Below are 20,980 nucleotides of genomic sequence, written 5' to 3' on the forward strand. Positions count from 1 at the left end.
GGACGCCTTGCTGCGCCGCGTTACTCCGCCGCCGCGACGGCCGGCTGCGCCAGATAGTCGAGGATCGCATCGGCGGCCTCGCGGCCGTCGCGGATCGCCCAGACGACAAGGCTCGCGCCCCGCACGATGTCGCCCGCGGCATAGACGCCGGGAAGGCTGGTCGCATGGGTGCGGAAGTCCGCCTTGATCGTGCCCCAGCGCGTCACCGCAAGCTCCGGAACACCCCAGAGCGTCGGAAGATCCTCGGGCTCGAAGCCCAGCGCCATGATCGCAAGTTCCGCCGGCTCGACATAGTCGGCGCCCTCGATCACCTCGGGCATCTGGCGGCCCGACGCATCCGGCTCGCCCAGGCGCATCTTCTGCACCATCACGCCCTCGACGCTGCCCGTGCCGGTGAAGCCGCGCGGCGCGGCAAGCCAGACGAACTCGACGCCTTCCTCCTCGGCATTCGCCACCTCGCGCTGCGAGCCGGGCATGTTCGCCCGGTCGCGGCGATAGAGGCACTTCACGCTCTGCGCGCCCTGCCGGATCGCGGTGCGGACGCAGTCCATCGCCGTGTCGCCGCCGCCGATGACCACCACGCGCTTGCCCTTTGCATCGAGCCCGGCCGCCTCGTCGATCTCGTCGCCGAAGCCGCGGCGGTTCGAGGCGGTCAGGTAGTCGAGCGCCTGCACGACGCCGCCCGCCCCCACGCCCGGAGCCGAGATCTCGCGCTGCTTGTAGACACCCGTGGCGATCAGAACGGCGTCATGCTGGCCGCGGATCGCGTCGAACGAGATGTCCACCCCGACATTGCAGTTCATCACGAACTGCACGCCGGCCTGTTCCAGTTGCTCGACCCGGCGCAGGACGACGTCCTTTTCCAGCTTGAAGCCCGGGATGCCGTAGGTCAGCAGGCCGCCCGCGCGGTCGTAGCGGTCATAGACCGTGACCTGCAGGCCGCGGCGGCGCAGCGCATCGGCGGCGGCGAGGCCGCCCGGGCCCGCGCCGATGATGCCGACGGATTCGGCACGCTCGATCGTCGGGCGACCGGGCGTGACCCAACCGTTTTCCCATGCCGTGTCGGTGATGTATTTCTCGATCGCACCGATGGTGACGGTGCCGTGCCCCGATTGCTCAATGACGCAGTTGCCTTCGCACAGCCGATCCTGAGGGCAGATGCGGCCGCAGATCTCGGGGAAGGTGTTGGTGGCCTGGCTGAGCTCGTAGGCTTCCTGCAACCGGCCCGTCGCGGTCAGGCGCAGCCAGTCGGGGATGTTGTTGTGCAGCGGGCAGTGGCTCTGGCAGAACGGCACGCCGCACTGGCTGCAGCGGCTCGACTGCTCGGCGGCCTTGGCATCGGCGAATTCGCGATAGATCTCATGGAAGTCCTGCGCCCGGAGGTTGGCGGGACGTTTCTCGGGTGTCTCCCTCGTCGTGCTGACGAACTGGAGCATCCGTTCTTTTGCCATGCTGCGCCCTCCCTCGGACCGTCTGCGGGTGCGCACCTATTACAGCAGGGGTCGGAGCGATAAAAGTCAGCATGACTGACCTATTTGGCGGTTTCTTCGCGGTAGAGAGAACCTGTGGGATGTTTTTTGTCACATAAAGGTCAGTAGGACTTACCTAACGCCCGCCCAACCCGCCGTCAGCGCCGCAAGGGCGAGAGAACCCACGATGATTCGCCACCAGCCGAAGAGTGCGTAGCCATGCCGGCTGACATAGCCGAGTACCCAGCGCACCACCACCACGCCCGAGATGAACGCGGCCGCGAACCCCACGGCGATCTCGCCCAGCGCCCCGGGGTCGAGGACGTCGCGGTTCTTGTAGAGGTCGTAGGCGAAGGCGCCCGCCATCGTCGGCATCGACAGGAAGAACGAGAACTCGGCCGCCGCCCGCTTGCCGGTGCCCAGAAGCAGCGCCCCCACGATGGTAGAACCCGAGCGCGACACGCCGGGGATCATCGCGAGGCACTGGAACAGGCCGATCTTCAGCGCGACGTTCAGCGGCAGCTCCATCACGTCGTTGTAGCGCGGCGCCGGCGCCATGCGGTCGGCGAACAGCAGGATGATCCCGCCGACGACCAGCATCACCGCGATCAGGATGGGCGTCTCGAACAGGACGGTCTTGATGAACCCGTGCGCGAGGACGCCCACGACGACGGCCGGAAGGAAGGCGAGCAGCACCGCGACCAGGAACCGGAAGGCCAGCGGATCCCGCGGCGCCGCCCGGACGACCGAGAACAGCCGCCCCGCATAGACGGTCAGCACCGCGAGAACCGCGCCAAGCTGGATCACCACCTCGAAGGTCCGTCCCGCGCTGTGGAAGCCGAGGAAATGGCCGGCAAGCAGCAGGTGCCCGGTCGAGGAGACCGGAATGAACTCGGTCAGCCCTTCCAGCAGCCCCAGAAACAGGGCGACCAAAGTTGTCGGTTCCACCATGGCCGCCTGTCCGCTCTTCAGGTCTTCCGCAAGTTCTTGGCCGAGGCCTTGATCGAGGCATACTGGCCGGAGGGCCGGTAGCTCCAGAGATATTCCGGCAGGACCGCCTCGAGCGCCGTCGGCTGGATGCCGAGATCGGCCAGCCCCCGCGCGCCCGGCGCCACGACATTGTCACGGCCGAGGTTGCGCACCTGATCGCGGGTCAGCGTGCCGTTCGAGATCAGCCCCAGCGTCAGCTTCTGCACCAGATCGAGCGCACCGCCGAGCAGATGGGCCACGCCGAAGGGCACGTTCACGATCAGCTTCCGGCGCTCGATCACCCGCAGCATCATCTTCATGAGGTCGCGGAAGGGTTCAACATCGGGTCCACCCAGTTCGTAGATGCCCGGCGCGGCGCGGCCGGTCGCGCCCGCCACCGCGGCCTGCGCCACGTCATCGACGAAGACCGGCTGGAACTTCGTGTCGCCACCGACGACCGGCAGCACCGGGCTGAACCGGGCCATCTTCGCGAAGCGGTTGAAAAAGTCATCCTCGGGTCCGAAGATCACCGAGGGCCGCAGGATCACGGCGCGCGGGAAGGCCGAGAGCACGCCCGCCTCGCCTGCCGCCTTGGTGCGGGAGTAGACGCTGGCCGCATCGGCATCCGCCCCGATCGCGGAAATGTGGACGAGGCTCTGAACCCCCTGCTCGGCCGCAAGGCGGGCGATGCGCGCCGCACCCTCGGCCTGCACCGCCTGGAAGCGGTTCCGGCCGCTCTCGGCAAGGATCCCAACGCAGTTGATGACCGCATCCGCGCCATGCATCACGGCGCGCACCGAGGCGTCGTCGCGGATGTTGCAGAACACCGGCTCCACCTGGCCTACGACGCCATAGGGCTTCACGAACAGCGCATCGTTCGGACGGCGGACGGCCACGCGCACGCGCCAGCCCTCTTTCGCCATCCGCCGGACGATGTAGCGACCGACGAAGCCAGAACCGCCATAGATCGTCACGAGCTTGCTCATCTTCCGTCCTCACCCCGGCATGGTCATCAAAGATTGCCCTCTCCCATAACTTTCCGGGGCCGCTGGAACAAGCGACAATCAAGTTCACGATTTTTCGTGACAGCCTGTTGACACTCCCGAATCCCCCCTGTAAATCGCCCTCCACGACACCGGCCCAGGTGGCGGAATTGGTAGACGCGCACGGTTCAGGTCCGTGTGCCGCAAGGCGTGGAGGTTCGAGTCCTCTCCTGGGCACCATCGATCCTTCGTGCCAATTCGAGGGATCAGACAGTGACAATCCATCTCTATCGGAACGACCTGCCGGACGGGCTCGACCTTGGTCCTGTTGTCGCGATCGATACCGAGACGATGGGGCTCGACCCCCGCCGCGACCGGCTCTGCCTCGTGCAGCTGTCCTCGGGCGACGGGAACGCGCATCTGGTGCAGATCGCCATCGGGCAGGCCAGCGCGCCGAACCTCGAGCGGTTGCTGACCGATCCTGCGACCATCAAGCTGTTCCATTATGGCCGCTTCGACATCGCCGCGCTGAAGCAGGCCTTCGGCGTGCGGACGGCGCCGGTCTGGTGCACCAAGATCGCCTCGAAGATGGTGCGGACCTTTACCGATCGCCACGGGTTGAAATACCTGCTGATGGATCTGGTGGGCGTCGACGTCTCGAAGCAGCAGCAGACCTCGGATTGGGGCGCTGCAGAACTGAGCGAGGCGCAGAAGGATTACGCGGCCTCCGACGTGCTTCACCTTCACCGGCTGAAGGACGAGCTGGAGATCCGCCTGCGCCGCGAGGGCCGGATGGAGCTGGCGCAGCGCTGCTTCGATTTCCTGCCCACGCGGGCAGAGCTGGACCTGATGGGCTGGGACGAACCGAATGACCTCTTCCACCACTGATTTCCTCGCCACCGCGCGGCGGGTGATCGCGGCCGAGACCGAGGCGCTGACCATGCTGGGCGAAAGCCTCGGGCAGAGCTTCGCCGATGCCGTGGACACGATCCTGCGCGCCCGCGGCCGGGTGATCGTCTCGGGGATGGGCAAGTCGGGCCATATCGGGCGGAAGATCACGGCGACGCTGGCCAGCACCGGAACGCCCGCGCAGTTCGTCCACCCCGCCGAGGCGAGCCACGGCGACCTCGGCATGGTGACGCGCGAGGATGTGGCGCTGGTGCTGTCGAACTCGGGCGAGACGCCGGAGCTGGCCGACATCATCGCCCATACCCGCCGCTTCGACATTCCGCTGATCGGCGTGGCGAGCCGGGCGCAGTCCACCCTGCTTCGGCAGGCGGACGTGGCGCTGGTGCTGCCCGCCGCGCCCGAAGCCTGCGGCAACGGCATCGTTCCCACCTCCTCCACCACCATGACGCTGGCGCTCGGCGATGCGCTCGCCATCGCGCTGATGGAGCATCGCCAGTTCACGCCGGACCAGTTCCGCGTCTTCCATCCCGGCGGCAAGCTCGGCGCGCGGCTGGCGAAGGTCTCGGACCTCATGCACCGCACCCTGCCGCTGGTGCCCTCGGGCACGCCGATGGGCGAGGCGCTGATCACCATGAGCCAGAAGGGCTTCGGTGTGCTGGGCGTGACCGGCCCGGACGGCCGGCTCGAGGGCGTGATCACCGACGGCGACCTTCGCCGGCATCTGGACGGGCTGCTCTCGCACAGCGTTGACGAGGTGATGACGCGCAACCCGCGCACCATCGCGCCCGACGCGCTGGCCGAGAAGGCGGTGGCGGTGATGAACGCGAAGAAGATCACCTCGCTCTTCGTCGTCGATCCCGAGGGCACCGGCGCGGCCTTGGGCCTCATCCACATCCACGACTGCCTGCGCGCCGGGGTGGCCTGAGCCATGAACGCGCGGCACGACAACCTTCATTCCCGGCTGGTGGCCTGGCTGAAGATTCTCCTGCCGCTCGCTGCGCTGGCCATCTTGTCGACACTTTTCCTGGTCGCGCGCACCATCGATCCCTCCGACGCCATCCCCTATGCCGATGTGGACGTCGAGGACCGCGTGCGCGAGCCGCGCATGACGGCGCCGACCTGGGCCGGAACCACGAGCGACGGCGCGGCACTGACGGTCGAGGCCGACGAAGCGCGTCCCGGACAGGCCGAAGGCGAGGAAGGCCGCGCCGTCTCGGTCCGCGCGCGGCTGGAGACGCCGGACGGCGCCTCGGCCGGGATGGTGGCGGGAACCGGCGCGCTTGACGGCGAGGCGCGGCTGCTGCGTTTCGGCGGTGGCGTGGAATTCGACACCTCTACCGGATACCGCATCACGACCGACGCACTGACGGCGGCGCTGGACGAGACCGACGTGCGCTCGGACAGCGCCCTTGCCGCGACGGGACCGCTGGGCCAGATTGCCGCCGGCTCGATGCGGCTGAACGAGAGCGCCGAGGCGCCCGGCACCTATGTGCTGACCTTCGGGAATCGGGTGAAGCTGGTATACGATCCGCAGAGGTGATGGACCCGATGTCGATGGGCGTGATGAGGACGATTCTGGCGGTGGCGGCGGCAGTCTGGCTGCCGGCGGCGGCCGCCTTGGCGCAGGGGGCCGAGGTGGCGTTCGGCGGCGGGCTGAAGCAGGACACCTCGCTGCCCGTCGAGATCGAATCCGACCAGCTTCAGGTCAATCAGGCCGACGGCACGGCCGTCTTCTCGGGCAATGTGCGCGTGGCGCAGGGTCCGATGCGCCTTGCCGCGCAATCGGTGCGGGTGGAATACACCCCCGAGGGCGGGGCGATCAGGCGGCTGCACGCCTCGGGCGGGGTGACGCTTGCCAACGAGCGCGAAGCGGCCGAGGCCGCCGAGGCGGTCTATACGATCGACAGCGGCGAGGTGGTGATGACCGGCAACGTCCTGCTGACGCAGGGCCAGAACACCCTGACCGGGCAGCGCCTCGTCATCGACCTCAAGGCCGGGACCGGCCGGATGGAGGGCCGCGTTCAGACCGTCTTCCAGCCGGGCAAGGCGCCATGAACGTGAAGCCCGAATTCGTCGTCACCCGTGGCGAGACCGGCCTGCAGGTCGTGGGCCTGCGGAAAAGCTATCGCCGGCGCCCGGTGATCCGCGACGTGACGATGCATCTCGACCGCGGCGAGGTGGTGGCGCTGCTCGGCCCCAACGGCTCGGGCAAGACGACCTGCTTCTACGCGATCGCCGGCCTGGTCACGCCCGAGGGCGGACAGGTGCTGATCGAGGGGCGCGACGTGACCGCGCTGCCGATGTACCGCCGGGCGCGGCTGGGCATCGGCTACCTGCCGCAGGAGGTCTCGATCTTCCGCGGCCTCTCGGTCGAGGACAACATCCTGGCTGTCCTCGAGATCATCGAGAAGGACCCCCACACCCGGCGCGAGCGGCTCGAGGAGCTTCTGGGGGAGTTTTCCATCGCCCATCTGCGGCGGGCGCCGGCGCTGGCGCTGTCGGGCGGCGAGCGGCGCCGGGTCGAGATCGCGCGCTGTCTTGCCGCAGATCCGCGCTACCTGCTGCTGGACGAACCCTTCGCCGGCGTCGATCCGATCGCGGTGAGCGAGATCCGCCAGCTGGTCCACGCGCTGAAGAACCGCGGTATCGGCGTGCTGATCACCGATCACAACGTGCGGGAAACGCTGGAAATCGTGGATCGCGCCTACATCCTTCACGACGGCACCGTGCTGATGAGCGGCACGACGGACGAGGTCGTCCGCGACGAAATGGTCAGGCGCGTCTATCTCGGGCAGAACTTCCGCATTTCCTGACACCCACCCCTCCGGCCGGGGCGATGCAGTTGCTGTTGACAATGGCAATTCAAAAGCAGCCAATTGGCCTTGATGCGTGCAGAACCCGCCCTCGTCGCCGCTTTCCAGAGGCCCCGCGTACCGGCCCGGCCCCTTGAAGTCCCGGCGTTTGCGCGCATCCGCAATAGCAGATCGGCGGGCACCCCGGTACGGGGCGGACTGGCCTTGCCGTCAATAGGAGGAATCATGCGATACCAGATCAGCGGGAAACAGATCGACATCGGTGAAGCGCTGCAGACCCACGTCAAGTCCGAGCTTGGCGAGGTGATCGAAAAATATGCCCAGCGCCCGACCGAGTCGACCGTCGTCTTTTCGCGCGTTGCGCATGAACATGTCTGCGAGGCGACCATCCACCTTTCCACCGGCCTGACGGCGCAGGCGACCGGCCGCGCGACCGAGATCTACGCCGCCTTCGAAAGCTGCCGCGAGAAGATGGACAAGCAGCTGCGCCGCTACAAGCGCCGCCTGCGGGACCATCACCGTGACCGAACGGCGCCGGTTGAATTCGGCCCGGGTTCCTCCTATATCCTCGCCGGATCCGAGGGAGCCGAGGATGGAGAGCCCGACACGCTTCAGCCGATGGTGATTGCCGAGATGGAGACGAAGGTTCCTTCGATCACCGTGGGCGAAGCCGTGATGCAGCTGGAACTTGCGGGCCACAACATGCTTGTCTTCCGCAATGAAGGTCATGGCGGGGTGAACGTCGTTTACCGTCGGGATGACGGGAACATCGGCTGGATCGACCCGCGCAACAGCAAATAGCGCGCGCCCGAGGCGCAGGACAAGCGACCGCCCATGGAACTATCCAAACTGTTGATGCCGCAAGCCGTTCGGGTTCTGAGTCAGATCACCAGCAAGAAGCGTCTCTTCCAGGAACTGGGAGAGCTCGCCGCTTCTGCCTATGGCCTGAACGCCGCCGTCGCCATCGATGGGTTGCAGGAGCGCGAGAGCCTCGGGCCCACCGGCGTGGGCCACGGCATCGCGTTGCCCCATGCGCGGCTCGAGGACCTCGACCGGATCGTCGGGGTCTTCCTGCGCCTCGAGAAACCGCTCGACTATGACAGCGTCGACCGCCAGCCGGTCGATCTGGTCTTTGCGCTGTTTGCGCCCAAGGATTCGGGGGTCGATCACCTGAAGGCGCTGGCCCTGGTGTCGCGCACCATGCGAGACGCCTCGGTCTGCACCAAGCTGCGGGCGAACTCCGACCCGGCAAAGCTGCACGCCATCCTGACCGAGACCCGCGCGCCCCAGGCGGCCTGAGCCTCAGGCCCGCCAGCAGCCGAAGCCGAAGGTCGCATAGTCGCGCGCATAGGCTTCGCGCGCGGCATCCTCCAGATCGCGGCCCCAGATGGACGCCAGCGGATGCGGCCCGGCATCGGCCTCCGGAGCAACCGGGGGCGCCTCGCATCCGGCCTCTGCCGCCAGATAGGCCAGGGCCTCGCCCATCCGCTCCTCGCGCACGACCAGATCCGGCACCTGGATCTGCGCCATGCCCTGCAGCACATTGCCCTGCGAGGCGAAGTGCGCGCTCACGCGCATCCCGGTCTGGCCCGAGAGGTTCAGCCTGAGGAAGCGCAGGAAGCCAAGGAAGGCCTCACGGAAGGCCGCCGCCTCCATCGCCCCGGCCGCGTCCGGCGGCGGCAGGTCCAGATTGTGGATGCGGTTCAGCGCCTGGCGGATCTCGGGCAGCCTGCCGGTCAGGATCTGGTCGCGGAACCCCGCATGGGCGCGGGCCAGCGGATGACGCAGCACCGTGAAGCTGCGGTGCCCCGGGTGCGCCTTCTTCCACTGGCGCAACGTCTTCTGGCTGAACTCCTCGGCCAGCGGGCCGCCGAAGCCCTCGAGCCAGCGCCGCACCGCCCCTTCCGGTCCGCCGCGGACCGGCATGTAGAGCAGCGGCCCGCCGGCGACGAAGCCCGGCACGCCGGCGCCCCGCCGAGGCTCGAAATTCGGCGTCCGGCTGAGATTGAAACGATCGAGCCGCGCCAGCGACGCGGCCATCTCGTCCGGGTTGGCGACCTTGTCGCGGATCGGCTGGGGGTTCTGCTTCTTCAGGGTCCCGTCGATCGCGGAAAGCCGGCCATCGACGCCAAGGAACCGGGCGAGGCCGTTCAGCACCTCGACCTCGGACAGGTCCTCGTAGTCGAGGTAGAAGGCGGTCTGCCCGGACAGCTGAAGCCCCCGCATCACCTGCATCTGGAACGCCTGCGCCGCCTCCAGATGCGCCTCGAACTCGGCCGCGTCGAAGACGACGGTGGCCGCACGCAGCCGCGTCGCATCCGTCAGCTTCCACTGGCCGGTCTCGCGCGCGATCTTCAGCGAGACGTAGCTTTCCGCGGGGTTGCGCGTCAGCACGATCTTGGCGCAGCGGCGGTCTTCCATCACCGCGGGCAGCACCCGCGGATCGTGGTCGTGGAAGTAGCGGAAGCCGGAGAGGCCGCGCGTTTCGGCCCGCACGCGCGCCAGAAAGCCAAGCGGATCGGCCTCGCGCCTCGTCAGGTCGTGGCCGAAGAGCGCCGTGCAGTCCTTGCTGCCGATGAAATGCGGGTTGAACAGCTCGCCGTGGCAGCGCACGCCGGGCAGCGCATTGAGATTGGCCTCGAGGAAGTTCGAGCCGGTGCGCATCCCGGCAAGCATCACGAAACTGTCGAACACGCGGGTCTCACTTCACCAGATAGGGGCGCGCACGGCGCGGGACGGCCGGCAGGGCATCCGCCGAGGACGGAAAGTCGCCCATCAGCACCGGCTGCATGCCCTCGTTGCGCAGCTTCTGCAGGAACTCGCCGAAGCCGGACAGATCGGCCAGCCGTGGCGCCTCGGCCAGCCGGCGCGCCGAGCGCGGCGTGATCTCGTCGATGATGGCCTGCAACGGCTCGGCCGGGCTTTCGACGAAATCGGCGAGTGTCCAGATCCGCACCCGCGCCTTGGCCCATGTCGCGCGCAAGATGCCGAGGGCATGGCTCTCGATCTTCTGAAGCCGCGCCGCCTCGCGCCGGATGTCGGCGAAGTCGCGCGGCGACCGGGACAGCGGCACGGCCCATGCCCCCGAGATGACCGATATCTGGGCATTCGGGTCGCCGACGAGGAAGGGCAGGATCTCCTGCCCGTCGGCGGGGCCGAACTGGAAGCACTGCCGCTCGCCCCGGGTGTTCCAGATGAGGTTGGTGAGGAAGCTGCGGGGATTGGCATCCCGAAGCGCGGCCGAATCCGACAGCGCGCCGTTGTAGACGGTCTCGCCGCCGGCGAATTCCGCGCGCAGGGGGGCGAACAGGTGGCCGTGCACCCGGGTGCCTGCGACCTTGCCCAGCCAGGGCTCGAAGTTCTCGAACACCTCGGCAAAGCCCGCGAAGACCGAATAGGGCGCGGCGGTCTTGCCGTTCTCCCACTCGGGGTTGGGAAACCGGCTCTGCATGTAGAGGCCGGCGCGCCCGCGGGTCCGACGCTCGGCCGCCTTCGAGAACAGCCGGTCGATCTTGGCCGGGTTCGGCTCTGCCGCGGGCTGGACGCCTGCACCGTCGGACAGGAAACTGCGGTAAAGCCGGTTCGCCTGCGGCCAGATCTTGCGGGCGACGAAGCAGTCCGACCGGCGAAGAAGCTGCAGGTGGTCGTCGTAGAACATGTGCGGCTTGCCTTGGAAGTCGAACTTGGACAGCGTCAGCGAGCGGCTCTCGACATGGGAGGAATGCAGGCGGACCAGGGTCTGGAAATAGCTTTCATCCGGGATCCACACGCGGCGGAAGTAGCGGTCGAAGACCGGACGCCGCGGGTCCTCGACGATGGCCTGCAGCGTCGCCCGCGTCAGGCACCACCACTGGCTGCCCAGATGCGGCACCAGCCCGTCGGGGATGCGGCGGCGGAAGCCGATGCGCCGCTGCAGCCGGACGAAGCTGTCGAACAGCTTGCGCCGCCTGCGCCACGAGAATGGAAAGAGCAGCGTGAACCGCTCGGCGTCGAGGCCGCCGACCGTCCAGCCGACATCCCCGGTCGTCACGGATTCGATGAAGTCCGTGTGCGGACGCTCTTCCAGATAGCGCACAAGCTCCGCCACCGGCCGCAACGGCAGGCACGAGCCGGAGGCAAGATAGACATGGCTCACCTGCGGGAAGTCGCGCAGCATCACCTCGGCCGCCGAGAGCGTTGCCGCGACGAGGCCCCATGAGCCCCATTCGCAGGGATGCCGTGCGCAGAAGCGGATGTCGGGCACATCGGCCAGCAGGCGCTTCAGCTTCTCGTGGCCCTGCGGGCGCACGCGGCTGTCGACATGGATCACGACCGGGCAGCCGTGCCGGGCCCAGTGCCGTGCGACCTGTGCCGCCCGGTCGAAGGCGGTGTGGCAGAGCATGATGAAGCCCGTGGCCACTGTGCCCCCTCAGGCCCAGTTGCCCTTGGACATCAGCCCGAGGATCTCGAGCTGGCGCCAGTTCAGGTATTTCTCGCTCCACTTGCACCAGAGGTCGGGGCTGCGGCTCAGCCCCTCGTGATAGGCGCGGTATTCGTGGCTGTTGGCAAAGTGCTGGCGGCGCTGCATCTCCTCCTCGGCCTTGGCAGCGAAGGTGTCGAGGAACTTGGCGTGGAGCAGCACGCCCGAAGCCTTCTCGCCACCCCATTCGTCGAAGACGGCATTGAGCCCCCGGGGCAGCAGCATGTGGGTGGAACTGGCGTAGCAGTAGCGCCTGCTCCATTTCACCAGCGGGATCTTGTTCAGCGCGGGCGCCCGGCCCGGCCGGTCAGCGAAGAACGCCCGGGCGCGCGGCCCCCCCTGGATCCACAGGTTCCCGAAAAACGCATTGCGCGAGACGGTGTAGTTGCCGCTGTCGAACCAGCAGGCGATCTCGAACGGGTCCTGACCTTCGCGGTAGGGGCGGGCGCCGATCGGACCCTTGGGATACATGTCCAGCAGCATCGCGCTGAAGGACTTGATCGACGAGGCCTCCAGCCAGTCGGTCAGCGCCCGCAACGGCCGCGTGTCGCAGAACGGGAAGACGAGGAACTCGTCCGGGTCGACCGTCAGGCACCAGTGGCGGTCGCCATGCCGGCGGAGCAGCCAGTTGAGCCAGTCCATGCCGAACCGCGCCTGCTTGTAGCTTTTCGCCGTGTGCCATAGCGAGACGTCCGGTTGTTCGGCCAGATACTCGCGCGAGCCGTCGGTCGAGTCGTTGTCCACGATGAAAAAGTGGTTCACGCCCTGCTCGCGGTAGTAGCGGAGAAACCACGGCAGACGGATCCGCTCGTTCCGCAGCGTGCTGAACAGCAGGATGTCGTCGCCCCTGACCCCGCCGGCGCGGAAGGTCACCTGGCGCAACTCGAAGCTCCGGCGCATTGCACGCAGAAGCCGCGTCCTGCGGGCGAGCCTCAGCCTGTATGTGGTGATGATACCCAAGCGCCCCTCGTCCCGGAGCCTGTGCCCCGTCGTCGAGGCGCCCCTAGACGCAGGAGAAGACCATCCGGAAATGATCCTCCCATGTCGGCGCGGGCCGCCCCGGTCCCCGCTGGCCGCGGCGCCGTTGCCCCCACGCCGCGATCGTCTCGGTCCAAAGATACCGGTCGGCCGGATCAAGGTAAACGGGATAGTCGCTCAATGTTTCGCGGATCGCCGGCAGCGGGCTGCTCAGGACGGGCACGCCCAGCGCCGCCGCCTCGACGGGGGGAAGGCCGAACCCTTCCGCGAAGCTCGGGAACAGCAGCGCCTCCGCGCCGGCAAGAAGGCTGGCCACCGCCCCGTCGCCCAAGCCCGGCCACTCGAAGACGGTACGCCCGCGCCAGGGTCCGGCATCGAGGCGGCGGAACAGCGCCGGATCCGCCCAGCCGCGCGTGCCGAGGATCAGCAGCGCGGGCACATCGGCTTCGGGCAGGCGGGCATGCAGCGCGTCCCAGACATCGAGGAGCAGCGCATGGTTCTTCCGCGGCTCCAGCGTCCCGAGCGCCACGAAGTAGGGGCGCGGCGGCGGCAGGCCCGGCGGCAGGGATGTGGGGTCGGGGCGAAGGGGACCTACGCCCAGGGGCGCCACGATCCCGGCCGGCACCCGTGGCAGGCGCGCCTCGGTGCGTCGGCGCGCGTCCGCGGTGCTGTGGATCACAAGATCGGCATGGGCCGAGACCGCCGCGATCTTGCGCGCGAAGACGGCCGGGACTCCGGCCCGGGCAAATTCGGGATGATCCAGCGGGATGACGTCATGCACGAAGACCGCGATCCGAACGCCGGCCGCCCGCAGCCGGCGGAGGCCCTTGTCCGTCAGGTTCGAATGCCCGGTATTGAGATAGGACGCGCCCTGCGGCAGGTGGCGGCGCAGCATCGACGCGAGCCGCCACGGCGGGCAGCCATCCAATGCAAGGCGACGAAGATCGGCTTCGAGCCGCGCACGGGCCGGCTGGCGCAGGCGCAGCAGCCGCCCCGGAATATCGGACGGCCCGGTGGGCCGCCCGCCCATTCGGTCGCGCAGGGCGATCATGCCGCTACGGTCGATGAGGAGATACCCGAGGGGCACGCGCAGAAGGCCGAAGGCCGGCTCGTCCCGCGCGAGCAGTTCGTCAAGATAGGCCGCCTCGACGCGGTCGACCCCGGTGAGCGGCCCCCGGCCATGGCGCGACGCAAGCCGCGTCAGGTCGAGAAGCCGCGCCATGACGGATGTTTACTGAGCCGCCTTCTCCAGCGCCATCATGTCGTGCAGATAGCCCGAGAACTCGTCGCGCAGGTCCGGCCGCGCAAGCCCGAAGGCCACCGTCGCCTGCAGGAAGCCCGCCTTGGAGCCGCAGTCGTAACGCTGGCCGCGGAAGCGGAAGCCGTAGACCTTGCCCGAGCCCTCGATCTCTTCCGCGATCGCGTCGGTCAGCTGGATCTCGCCCCCCACGCCTTCCTTCTTGCGGTTGAGGTTGTTCAGGATCTTGGGCGACAGGATGTAGCGACCGATCACGGCAAGGTTCGACGGCGGGTTCACCTTCGGCTTCTCGACCATGCCGTTGACCTTGACGATCGAGCCCATGTCCTCCTCGACCGAGAGCACGCCATAGGCCGAGGCCTTCTCGGGCGGCACCTCCATCGCGGCGACCATGTTGCCACCGGTCTGCTCGTAGGCCTCGACCATCTGCTGAAGGCAGGGTTTCTCGGCCGCGATCACGTCGTCGGGCAGCATGACCGCGAAGGGCTCGTCACCGATCAGGCGGCGGGCACACCAGACGGCATGGCCAAGGCCAAGCGGCTTGTGCTGGCGCACATAGGCGATGGCCCCGCTTTCCATGTTCGTCTGCTCGAGCACCTCGAGCAGGTGCTCCTTGCCGGGCTTCTGAAGGGCGGCCTCAAGCTCGGGGGCGTTGTCGAAGTAATCCTCCAGCGCGCTCTTGCCGCGCGAGGTGACGAAGATGAATTCCTTGATGCCGGCCGCCCGCGCCTCGTCGATCGCATATTGGATCAGGGGGCGGTCGACCAGCGTCATGATCTCTTTCGGAATCGACTTGGTTGCCGGCAAAAAGCGCGTCCCGAGTCCCGCAACTGGAAAGACGGCCTTGGTAACCTTTTTTGTTGTCATAGCTCTCACTCTGGTTCGCCTGCCCTGATCCGCAGGCACCGTGCAAACTACACGGAGTTGGAACGGGCCGCACCATACAGCGGCGATGTGTCGGCAATTTGGTGCCGGTAAGGAAAGTTCCCGCAATTCGACCGATTGCCGCAAAAATTGATGGGTCTCGTCTCGGAAAGGCGCAGTTGCTCTTCCGCGATGCGCTGCCGGCGGCTCCGGAGGCGCAGGCGGGGCCCGTCGCGCAGCGCTGGGCCGAACAGGCCGCCGGACTGCAGCCAGAAGCCATCGGGATGGAAGGCGTGGCGGTGCGGACGGGCGGTGGCGTCCAGCAGGAACAGGGTGACCACGCAGCCCTCGGCCACCGCTTTCCGCGCCTCCGCCAACAGCTTGCGCCCCAGGACGGGCGATCCGCCAAGAACCCGTCCCGGCCGCGGCCCCGTGCCGGGAAAGTGCAGGAAGGGCGGCCCGGTGTCGGGCAGCGGCGCGAGTGGCGCCAGCGGACGGCTCCGCCCCTCCTCCAGCCCGGCGTCGAGGGTCCGCATCAGGCGGCGGACGTCCCCGGGCTCCAGCCGGCCCGAAACCATGTGGCGGACCAGACGGAGGCGCTGGGAAGTTCTCAGCGCCGCCACCGCCTCGGGCCAATCCGACACCGCGGCATGGCGCCGCAGGAAGACGAGGCTGCTCGCGCCGATCTCGAAGAGCGAGGCGGGGACGCGGTCGGCCCGGCGGTGCGGCCCGGCGGCGAATCCATGATGGACCTGCGCCAGCGGCACGATGGCCGTCAGGCCCGCGGGGCCAAGTCGCCGGCAAAGATCCGTCTCGTCCAGATAGAACCGGAAGGCCGGGTCGAACCCGCCAACCGACAGCAGGCTCTTGCGGCGGAAGGCGGCGCAGGTGCCCTGCACCCGCGGCACGAGATCGCCACGGGGGGCGCAGAGCGTGACGCCTTGCGGATCCACGGCGAGAGGATGATCGATCCCGCAGCGATCCACGGCCGCGGCGCGCCACTGGAACGAGATCCCGTTCCGCCCGCGCACGAAGCCGCCGGAGGCCACAACGCGCGCATTCTCGAAGGGCGCCACGAGGCGCGAGAGCCAGGTCGGCTCGGGCACCGCATCGTCGTCGAGGAAGGCCACCACCTCGCCCGCCGACCGGACAATGCCCGCGTTGCGCGCCGCCGAGATGTTGGGCGCGTCGAAGGCCACCCGCTTGATCGGCAGGTCGGGCAGCGCGGCCAGCCCCGGCGCGTCCGCCACGACCACCAGTTCGAAGCAGGGATGATCCTGCTGCCTGATGGCGGTGACGGCGCGGGCCAGCAGATCGGGCCGGCCGCGGCTGACCACGATCAGGCTGGCTTTCATCCCGCCTGCATCTCGGCCAGCATCGCCTCGATGCGTGCGACGTCCTCGGGGTTGTTCAGCTCCCAGAACTGCCGGCCGCGGGCCTCGACCTCGACGCAGAGCACGCGGCGGCCGTTCTCGAGGAAGCGGAGCTGCTCCAGCCCCTCCAGTTCCTCCAGCGGGCCGACCGGCCACTGCGGATAGACCGAGAGTGTCGAGGGCCGGTAGGCATAGACGCCGACGTGGTGGAAGACCGGCGTCCATTCGTCGTCGGCATGGGTCCTGCCGGTGTAGGGAATCACTTCCTTGGAGAAGTAGAGAGCGTGGCGCGTCACGCCGAAGACCACCGTCGTGCCACCCACCCGGCCGGCGCGGCGGTCGGCGAGGAAGCCGTTCAGCGCCCGCCCGTCGCAGCGCAGCACCGGCGTCGCCACATCGGCCGAGGGATCGTCGCGCAGCCCCGCCACAAGGTCCTCGATGAACCACGGCGGGGTCAGCGGCGCATCGCCCTGCAGGTTGACCACGATCTCGTGGCCCGGCAACAGCGCGGTCACCTCGGCGCAGCGTTCGGTGCCGTTGCGGCAGGCCTGCGAGGTCATCACCACCTCGGCGCCGAACCCTTCCGCCGCGGCGCGGATACGCTCGTCGTCGGTGGCGACCACCACGCGGTCAACGCCGCGCACGGCCATCGCGGCCTCCCAGCTGCGCCGGATCAGCGATTTCTCGGTGCCGTCCGGGTCGCGCAGGGTGACGAGCGGCTTGCCGGGGTAGCGGGTCGAGGCATAGCGGGCGGGAATGGCGATCAGGACGGACATGCTTCAGGCCTTCAGCGTGACGCCGGGGGCGTAGGCGATGAAGAACGGGTTGTCCCAGCCCTGCTTGCCATAGCCGAGCGGCGTGTGGTCGTCGAAGCGCACGACATGGCCGCCGGCGCCGCGCAGGACGGCATCGCCGGCCGCGGTGTCCCATTCCATCGTCCGGCCGAGTCTCGGATAAAGGTCGGCCTCGCCGCTCGCCACGAGGCAGAACTTCAGGCTGGATCCCGCGCTCGTCATGTCCTTCACGGCATATTTCGCGATGTAGTCGTCGGTCGCCTTGTCGCGGTGCGATTTCGAGGCAACCACCATCAGCGCCCCGTTGTCCGGCGTCGAGACCGAAAGGCGGCGCAGGTTGCCCGGCTTCTGCTTGTCGAGCGCGCCCGCCTCCTCGACCGAGGTGCCGTCGGGCTGGGTGTAGAACAGCCGGCCCTTTGCGGGGGCATAGACCACGCCCAGAACCGGAACGCCCTCCTCGACATAGGCGATGTTCACGGTGAAGTCGCCGCGACGCTGGACGAATTCCTTGGTTCCGTCCAGCGGATCGACGATCAGGAAGGTCTTCGCCTGCAGCGCGTGCGAGGCCGCCTGCTCCTCGGTGATCAGCGGGATGTCCGGACAGGCCGCGCGCAGCCCGGCCGAGATCAGCGCGTCCGCGGCCTCGTCCGCCTCGGTTACCGGGCTTGTGTCCGACTTTGCCTTCACCTCGAAGTCGGGGCCGTTGTAGACCTCCATGATCCGGTCGCCGGCTTCGAGCGCGAGACGGCGAATCAGCGGGACGAGCTCTTGGTAATTCATGCGGCACCCTCGCGCGTGTTGATTGGCGGCGTCTGCGTCCTTATCATCGCTCCGCAGGGAAACGGCAAGGTTTCCATGGCAGAAGCGACGGAACTCCGTCGGCATGCGAGGTTCGGGTAGACGATGTTCCGGTCGCAGAGACGTGCAACGGCGATCGGCTCGGGCCTTGCCCTGCTCGAACTGATCTTCCATTCCGCCGTGCGCTCGATCCGGCAGTCACACGGCAATGCCGTGGTTGGCCTGCTGCTCAACCTGGCGCAGACGATCCTGATGGTCGTCGTCTTCTACCTGATCTTCGAGATGGTCGGCCTGCGGGGCGCCGCGATCCGCGGCAACTACCTGCTGTTCATGATGTCCGGCATCTTCATGTACATGACCCACGTGAAGGCGATCGGCGCCGTCCTCAAGGCGGATGGCCCGACCTCGGCGATGATGAAGCACGCGCCGATGAACACCGTGGTCTCGATCTCGGCGGCGGCCCTCGGCGCGCTCTACATCCAGGTGCTGTCGGTGACCGTGGTGCTCTATTTCTACCACGTGGTGATCGAGCCGATCACCATCGACCAGCCGGTCGGCGCCATGGGGATGCTGCTTCTGTCGTGGATCACCGGCGTGGCGATCGGCATGGTGTTCCGCGCCGCGCGGCCCTGGCAGCCCACGGCGGTTGGCCTCGTCTCGTCGATCTACATGCGGGCGAACATGATCGCCTCGGGCAAGATGTTCGTGGCCAATGCCGTGCCCGGCTTCGTGCTGCAGTTCTTCGACTGGAACCCGCTGTTCCACACCATCGACCAGGGGCGCGGCTTCATCTTCCTGAACTACTTCCCGCATCACAGCTCCATCGGCTATCCGGTGGTGGTGATGCTGGCCTGCCTGATGATCGGCCTGATGGGCGAGTTCTATACCCGCATGCACGCCTCGATGAGCTGGGGAGCCGGCCGCTAGGCCAATCAGCGCTTGCGTCGCCGGGGCAATCGGCCTATACGCCAAGCCATAGCGGCGCCTCGGCCTCCAACCCCGACGGCTCCACCGATGATCGCAACGGGCCGCTTGGCCCGTTTTTTCGTTTGGGGATCACCCATGTCCGACCTCGTCGCCAAGACCGCCATCGACCGGAGATTAGCCGACATCGTCGGCCCCGTGATCGAGGGCATGGGATTCGAGCTTGTCCGCCTCCGGCTGATGAGCGGCAAGACCCGCACATTGCAGATCATGGCCGACCGGCCCGAAGGCGGGATCGTGGTGGACGAATGCGCCGACATCTCGACCGCGGTCTCGGCCGTGCTCGACGTGGAAGACCCGATCGAGGACAACTATACGCTCGAGGTCTCGAGCCCCGGCATCGACCGGCCGCTGACCCGGCTGAAGGACTTCGATACCTGGACGGGCTACGAGGCCCGGATCGAGACCTCGGAGCTGATCGACGGCCGCCGCCGCTTCAAGGGCGAGCTGGCCGGCACCGAGGGCGACGAGGTGCTGATCACCATCGAGGATGGCAAGGACGGCTTCGTCACCATCGGGCTGAAGTTCGACTGGCTCGCGGATGCGAAACTGATCCTCACCGACGATCTGATCGCCGAGATGCTGCGCCAGAAGAAGGCGAGCGGCAATTTCGACGAAAGCCAGTTCGACGAGATCCAGGAATCCGAGGGCGAGGAGGCCGACGAGGCCGAGACGCCCGAAACCCGCCACTGACCGCACATCCGGAGCACGACCATGGCAATCACCTCTGCCAACCAGCTTGAACTGCTGCAAACCGCCGAGGCGGTCGCGCGGGAGAAGATGATCGATCCGGACCTGGTGATCCAGGCGATGGAGGAAAGCCTCGCCCGCGCCGCGAAGTCGCGCTACGGCTCGGATCTCGACATCCGGGTGAAGATCGACCGCAAGACGGGCCGCGCCACCTTCGCGCGCATCCGCACCGTGGTCGAGGACGAGGCGGTCGAGAATCACCACGCCCAGCTGACGGTGAAGCAGGCGAAGGCCTACAAGGCCGATCCCCAGATCGGCGACGAGATCATCGACGAGGTGCCGCCGGTGGACCTCGGCCGGATCGCGGCCCAGTCGGCCAAGCAGGTGATCCTGCAGAAGGTGCGCGAGGCCGAGCGCGACCGCCAGTACGACGAGTTCAAGGACCGCAAGGGCTCGATCATCAACGGCGTGGTCAAGCGTGAGGAATACGGCAACATCATCGTGGACATCGGCCGCGGCGAGGGCATCCTGCGCCGCAACGAGAAGATCGGCCGCGAAAGCTATCGCCCGAACGACCGCATCCGCGCCTATATCAAGGACGTCCGCCGCGAGGCCCGCGGCCCGCAGGTGTTCCTGTCGCGCACCGACCCGCAGTTCATGGCCGAGCTCTTCAAGATGGAAGTGCCCGAGATCTACGACGGCATCATCGAGATCAAGGCCGTGGCCCGCGACCCCGGTTCGCGTGCCAAGATTGCCGTCATTTCCTATGACAACTCGATCGACCCGGTTGGCGCCTGCGTCGGCATGCGCGGCAGCCGCGTTCAGGCCGTGGTGAACGAGCTTCAGGGCGAGAAGATCGACATCATTCCGTGGAATCAGGATCAGGCCACGTTCCTCGTGAACGCGCTGCAGCCGGCCGAAGTGTCCAAGGTCGTGATCGACGAGGAAGCCGGCAAGATCGAGGTGGTGGTGCCGGACGAGCAGCTCTCGCTCGCCATCGGCCGCCGCGGCCAGAACGTGCGGCTCGCCAGCCAGCTGACCGGCCTCGACATCGACATCATGACGGAAGCCGACGAATCGGCCCGCCGGCAGGCCGAGTTCGCCGAGCGGACGAATCTCTTCATGGAGACCCTTGATATCGACGAGATGATGGCCCAACTTCTGGTGGCCGAAGGGTTCACCAACCTCGAGGAAGTGGCCTACGTCGATACCGAGGAACTGCTCTCCATCGACGGGTTCGACGAAGACACGGCTGCCGAGCTTCAGGCCCGTGCCCGCGACCATCTGGAAGAAGCCAACCGAAAGGCGCTCGAATCTGCCCGTGCCCTCGGCCTCGAGGATTCGCTGGCGAATTTCGAGGGGCTGACCCCGCAGATGCTCGAGGCGCTGGCCAAGGACGGCATCAAGACGCTGGAAGATTTCGCCACCTGCGCCGACTGGGAACTGGCCGGCGGCTGGACCACGGTGAACGGCCAGCGGGTGAAGGACGAAGGCGTCCTCGAGAAGTTCGACGTGAGCCTCGAGGAAGCGCAGCATCTGGTGATGACCGCGCGCGTCATGCTCGGCTGGGTCGATCCGACCGAGCTTGAGAAGGCCGACGAGGAAGAGGAAACGGAGGGCGAGGCCTGAGCCTCGCGGA

21 protein-coding genes and 1 tRNA gene are annotated in these 20,980 nt (G+C 67.7%); 11 read left to right on the plus strand and 11 right to left on the minus strand.

Going from position 1 to position 20,980, the window contains the following annotated elements; genetic code table 11:
* Window positions 1–20: 20 nt before the first annotated feature.
* From CK951_RS15230 to CK951_RS15240, 3 genes are all read right to left on the minus strand, one after another.
* Window positions 21–1,451, minus strand: coding sequence for an NAD(P)-dependent oxidoreductase (locus tag CK951_RS15230; protein WP_096786925.1), 1,431 nt, complete (start codon window positions 1,449–1,451; stop codon window positions 21–23).
* A gap of 150 nt (window positions 1,452–1,601) precedes the next feature.
* A complete protein-coding gene (locus tag CK951_RS15235; protein ID WP_096786926.1) occupies window positions 1,602–2,420 on the minus strand; it encodes an undecaprenyl-diphosphate phosphatase in 819 nt (272 codons plus the stop codon).
* 17 nt (window positions 2,421–2,437) lie between these two features.
* Window positions 2,438–3,424, minus strand: a complete 987-nt coding sequence (locus tag CK951_RS15240; protein WP_096786927.1) for a complex I NDUFA9 subunit family protein — start codon at window positions 3,422–3,424, stop codon at window positions 2,438–2,440.
* Window positions 3,425–3,576: 152 nt separating this feature from the next.
* Here CK951_RS15240 and CK951_RS15245 point away from each other — a divergent pair.
* The 8 genes from CK951_RS15245 to CK951_RS15280 all read left to right on the plus strand — a co-directional run bounded on the left by CK951_RS15245 (window position 3,577) and on the right by CK951_RS15280 (window position 8,442).
* A tRNA-Leu gene (locus tag CK951_RS15245) sits at window positions 3,577–3,661 on the plus strand.
* A 33-nt stretch (window positions 3,662–3,694) separates the two neighbouring features.
* Window positions 3,695–4,309, plus strand: coding sequence for a ribonuclease D (locus CK951_RS15250; RefSeq protein WP_096786928.1), 615 nt, complete (start codon window positions 3,695–3,697; stop codon window positions 4,307–4,309).
* Entirely contained in the window at window positions 4,290–5,255 is a 966-nt protein-coding gene (locus CK951_RS15255; protein ID WP_096786929.1) for an SIS domain-containing protein, read from the plus strand. The genes CK951_RS15250 and CK951_RS15255 overlap by 20 nt, the downstream gene beginning before the upstream one ends.
* Before the next feature lie 3 nt (window positions 5,256–5,258).
* Window positions 5,259–5,870 (plus strand): hypothetical protein, encoded by a 612-nt coding sequence (locus tag CK951_RS15260; RefSeq protein ID WP_096786930.1) that lies wholly within the window; start codon window positions 5,259–5,261, stop codon window positions 5,868–5,870.
* A 23-nt stretch (window positions 5,871–5,893) separates the two neighbouring features.
* Window positions 5,894–6,385: a lipopolysaccharide transport periplasmic protein LptA gene (gene lptA / locus CK951_RS15265; protein WP_096787292.1), complete on the plus strand. Its 492-nt coding sequence runs from the start codon at window positions 5,894–5,896 to the stop codon at window positions 6,383–6,385.
* Entirely contained in the window at window positions 6,382–7,143 is a 762-nt protein-coding gene (gene lptB / locus CK951_RS15270; protein ID WP_096786931.1) for an LPS export ABC transporter ATP-binding protein, read from the plus strand. The genes lptA and lptB overlap by 4 nt, the downstream gene beginning before the upstream one ends.
* A gap of 225 nt (window positions 7,144–7,368) precedes the next feature.
* On the plus strand, window positions 7,369–7,944 hold the full coding sequence (hpf, locus tag CK951_RS15275) for a ribosome hibernation-promoting factor, HPF/YfiA family (protein ID WP_096786932.1): 576 nt from the start codon (window positions 7,369–7,371) through the stop codon (window positions 7,942–7,944).
* Between the two features lie 33 nt (window positions 7,945–7,977).
* A complete protein-coding gene (locus CK951_RS15280) occupies window positions 7,978–8,442 on the plus strand; it encodes a PTS sugar transporter subunit IIA (RefSeq protein WP_096786933.1) in 465 nt (154 codons plus the stop codon).
* Between the two features lie 3 nt (window positions 8,443–8,445).
* Here the strand turns inward: CK951_RS15280 and CK951_RS15285 are convergent, their stop codons facing one another.
* From CK951_RS15285 to cysQ, 8 genes are all read right to left on the minus strand, one after another.
* Window positions 8,446–9,837, minus strand: coding sequence for a nodulation protein NodH (locus CK951_RS15285; protein WP_332461069.1), 1,392 nt, complete (start codon window positions 9,835–9,837; stop codon window positions 8,446–8,448).
* A 7-nt stretch (window positions 9,838–9,844) separates the two neighbouring features.
* Window positions 9,845–11,542: a beta-1,6-N-acetylglucosaminyltransferase gene (locus CK951_RS15290; protein ID WP_096786934.1), complete on the minus strand. Its 1,698-nt coding sequence runs from the start codon at window positions 11,540–11,542 to the stop codon at window positions 9,845–9,847.
* Between the two features lie 9 nt (window positions 11,543–11,551).
* A complete protein-coding gene (locus CK951_RS15295; protein WP_198402458.1) occupies window positions 11,552–12,502 on the minus strand; it encodes a glycosyltransferase family 2 protein in 951 nt (316 codons plus the stop codon).
* A gap of 103 nt (window positions 12,503–12,605) precedes the next feature.
* Complete coding sequence (locus tag CK951_RS15300; RefSeq protein WP_096786936.1) at window positions 12,606–13,802, minus strand: glycosyltransferase; 1,197 nt, start codon at window positions 13,800–13,802, stop codon at window positions 12,606–12,608.
* Between the two features lie 9 nt (window positions 13,803–13,811).
* The gene (galU, locus tag CK951_RS15305; RefSeq protein WP_096786937.1) at window positions 13,812–14,705 is read right to left on the minus strand and encodes a UTP--glucose-1-phosphate uridylyltransferase GalU; all 894 of its coding nucleotides are present in this window, start codon (window positions 14,703–14,705) and stop codon (window positions 13,812–13,814) included.
* A 47-nt stretch (window positions 14,706–14,752) separates the two neighbouring features.
* A complete protein-coding gene (locus tag CK951_RS15310) occupies window positions 14,753–16,057 on the minus strand; it encodes a glycosyltransferase family 2 protein (RefSeq protein WP_096786938.1) in 1,305 nt (434 codons plus the stop codon).
* The gene (locus CK951_RS15315; RefSeq protein ID WP_096786939.1) at window positions 16,054–16,851 is read right to left on the minus strand and encodes a 3-deoxy-manno-octulosonate cytidylyltransferase; all 798 of its coding nucleotides are present in this window, start codon (window positions 16,849–16,851) and stop codon (window positions 16,054–16,056) included. The genes CK951_RS15310 and CK951_RS15315 overlap by 4 nt, the downstream gene beginning before the upstream one ends.
* A 3-nt stretch (window positions 16,852–16,854) precedes the next feature.
* Window positions 16,855–17,649, minus strand: a complete 795-nt coding sequence (cysQ, locus tag CK951_RS15320) for a 3'(2'),5'-bisphosphate nucleotidase CysQ (RefSeq protein WP_096786940.1) — start codon at window positions 17,647–17,649, stop codon at window positions 16,855–16,857.
* A gap of 123 nt (window positions 17,650–17,772) precedes the next feature.
* Here cysQ and CK951_RS15325 point away from each other — a divergent pair, with 123 nt between their 5' ends.
* The 3 genes from CK951_RS15325 to nusA all read left to right on the plus strand — a co-directional run bounded on the left by CK951_RS15325 (window position 17,773) and on the right by nusA (window position 20,970).
* Window positions 17,773–18,594 carry an ABC transporter permease gene (locus CK951_RS15325; protein ID WP_096786941.1) on the plus strand — a complete coding sequence of 274 codons (822 nt, stop codon included), beginning with the start codon at window positions 17,773–17,775 and terminating at the stop codon, window positions 18,592–18,594.
* A gap of 135 nt (window positions 18,595–18,729) precedes the next feature.
* Window positions 18,730–19,344 carry a ribosome maturation factor RimP gene (gene rimP, locus CK951_RS15330; RefSeq protein WP_096786942.1) on the plus strand — a complete coding sequence of 205 codons (615 nt, stop codon included), beginning with the start codon at window positions 18,730–18,732 and terminating at the stop codon, window positions 19,342–19,344.
* Window positions 19,345–19,365: 21 nt separating this feature from the next.
* A complete protein-coding gene (nusA, locus tag CK951_RS15335) occupies window positions 19,366–20,970 on the plus strand; it encodes a transcription termination factor NusA (RefSeq protein WP_096786943.1) in 1,605 nt (534 codons plus the stop codon).
* Window positions 20,971–20,980: the final 10 nt, after the last annotated feature.

This window comes from Rhodobacter sp. CZR27 (assembly GCF_002407205.1).
Lineage (GTDB): Bacteria > Pseudomonadota > Alphaproteobacteria > Rhodobacterales > Rhodobacteraceae > Cereibacter_A.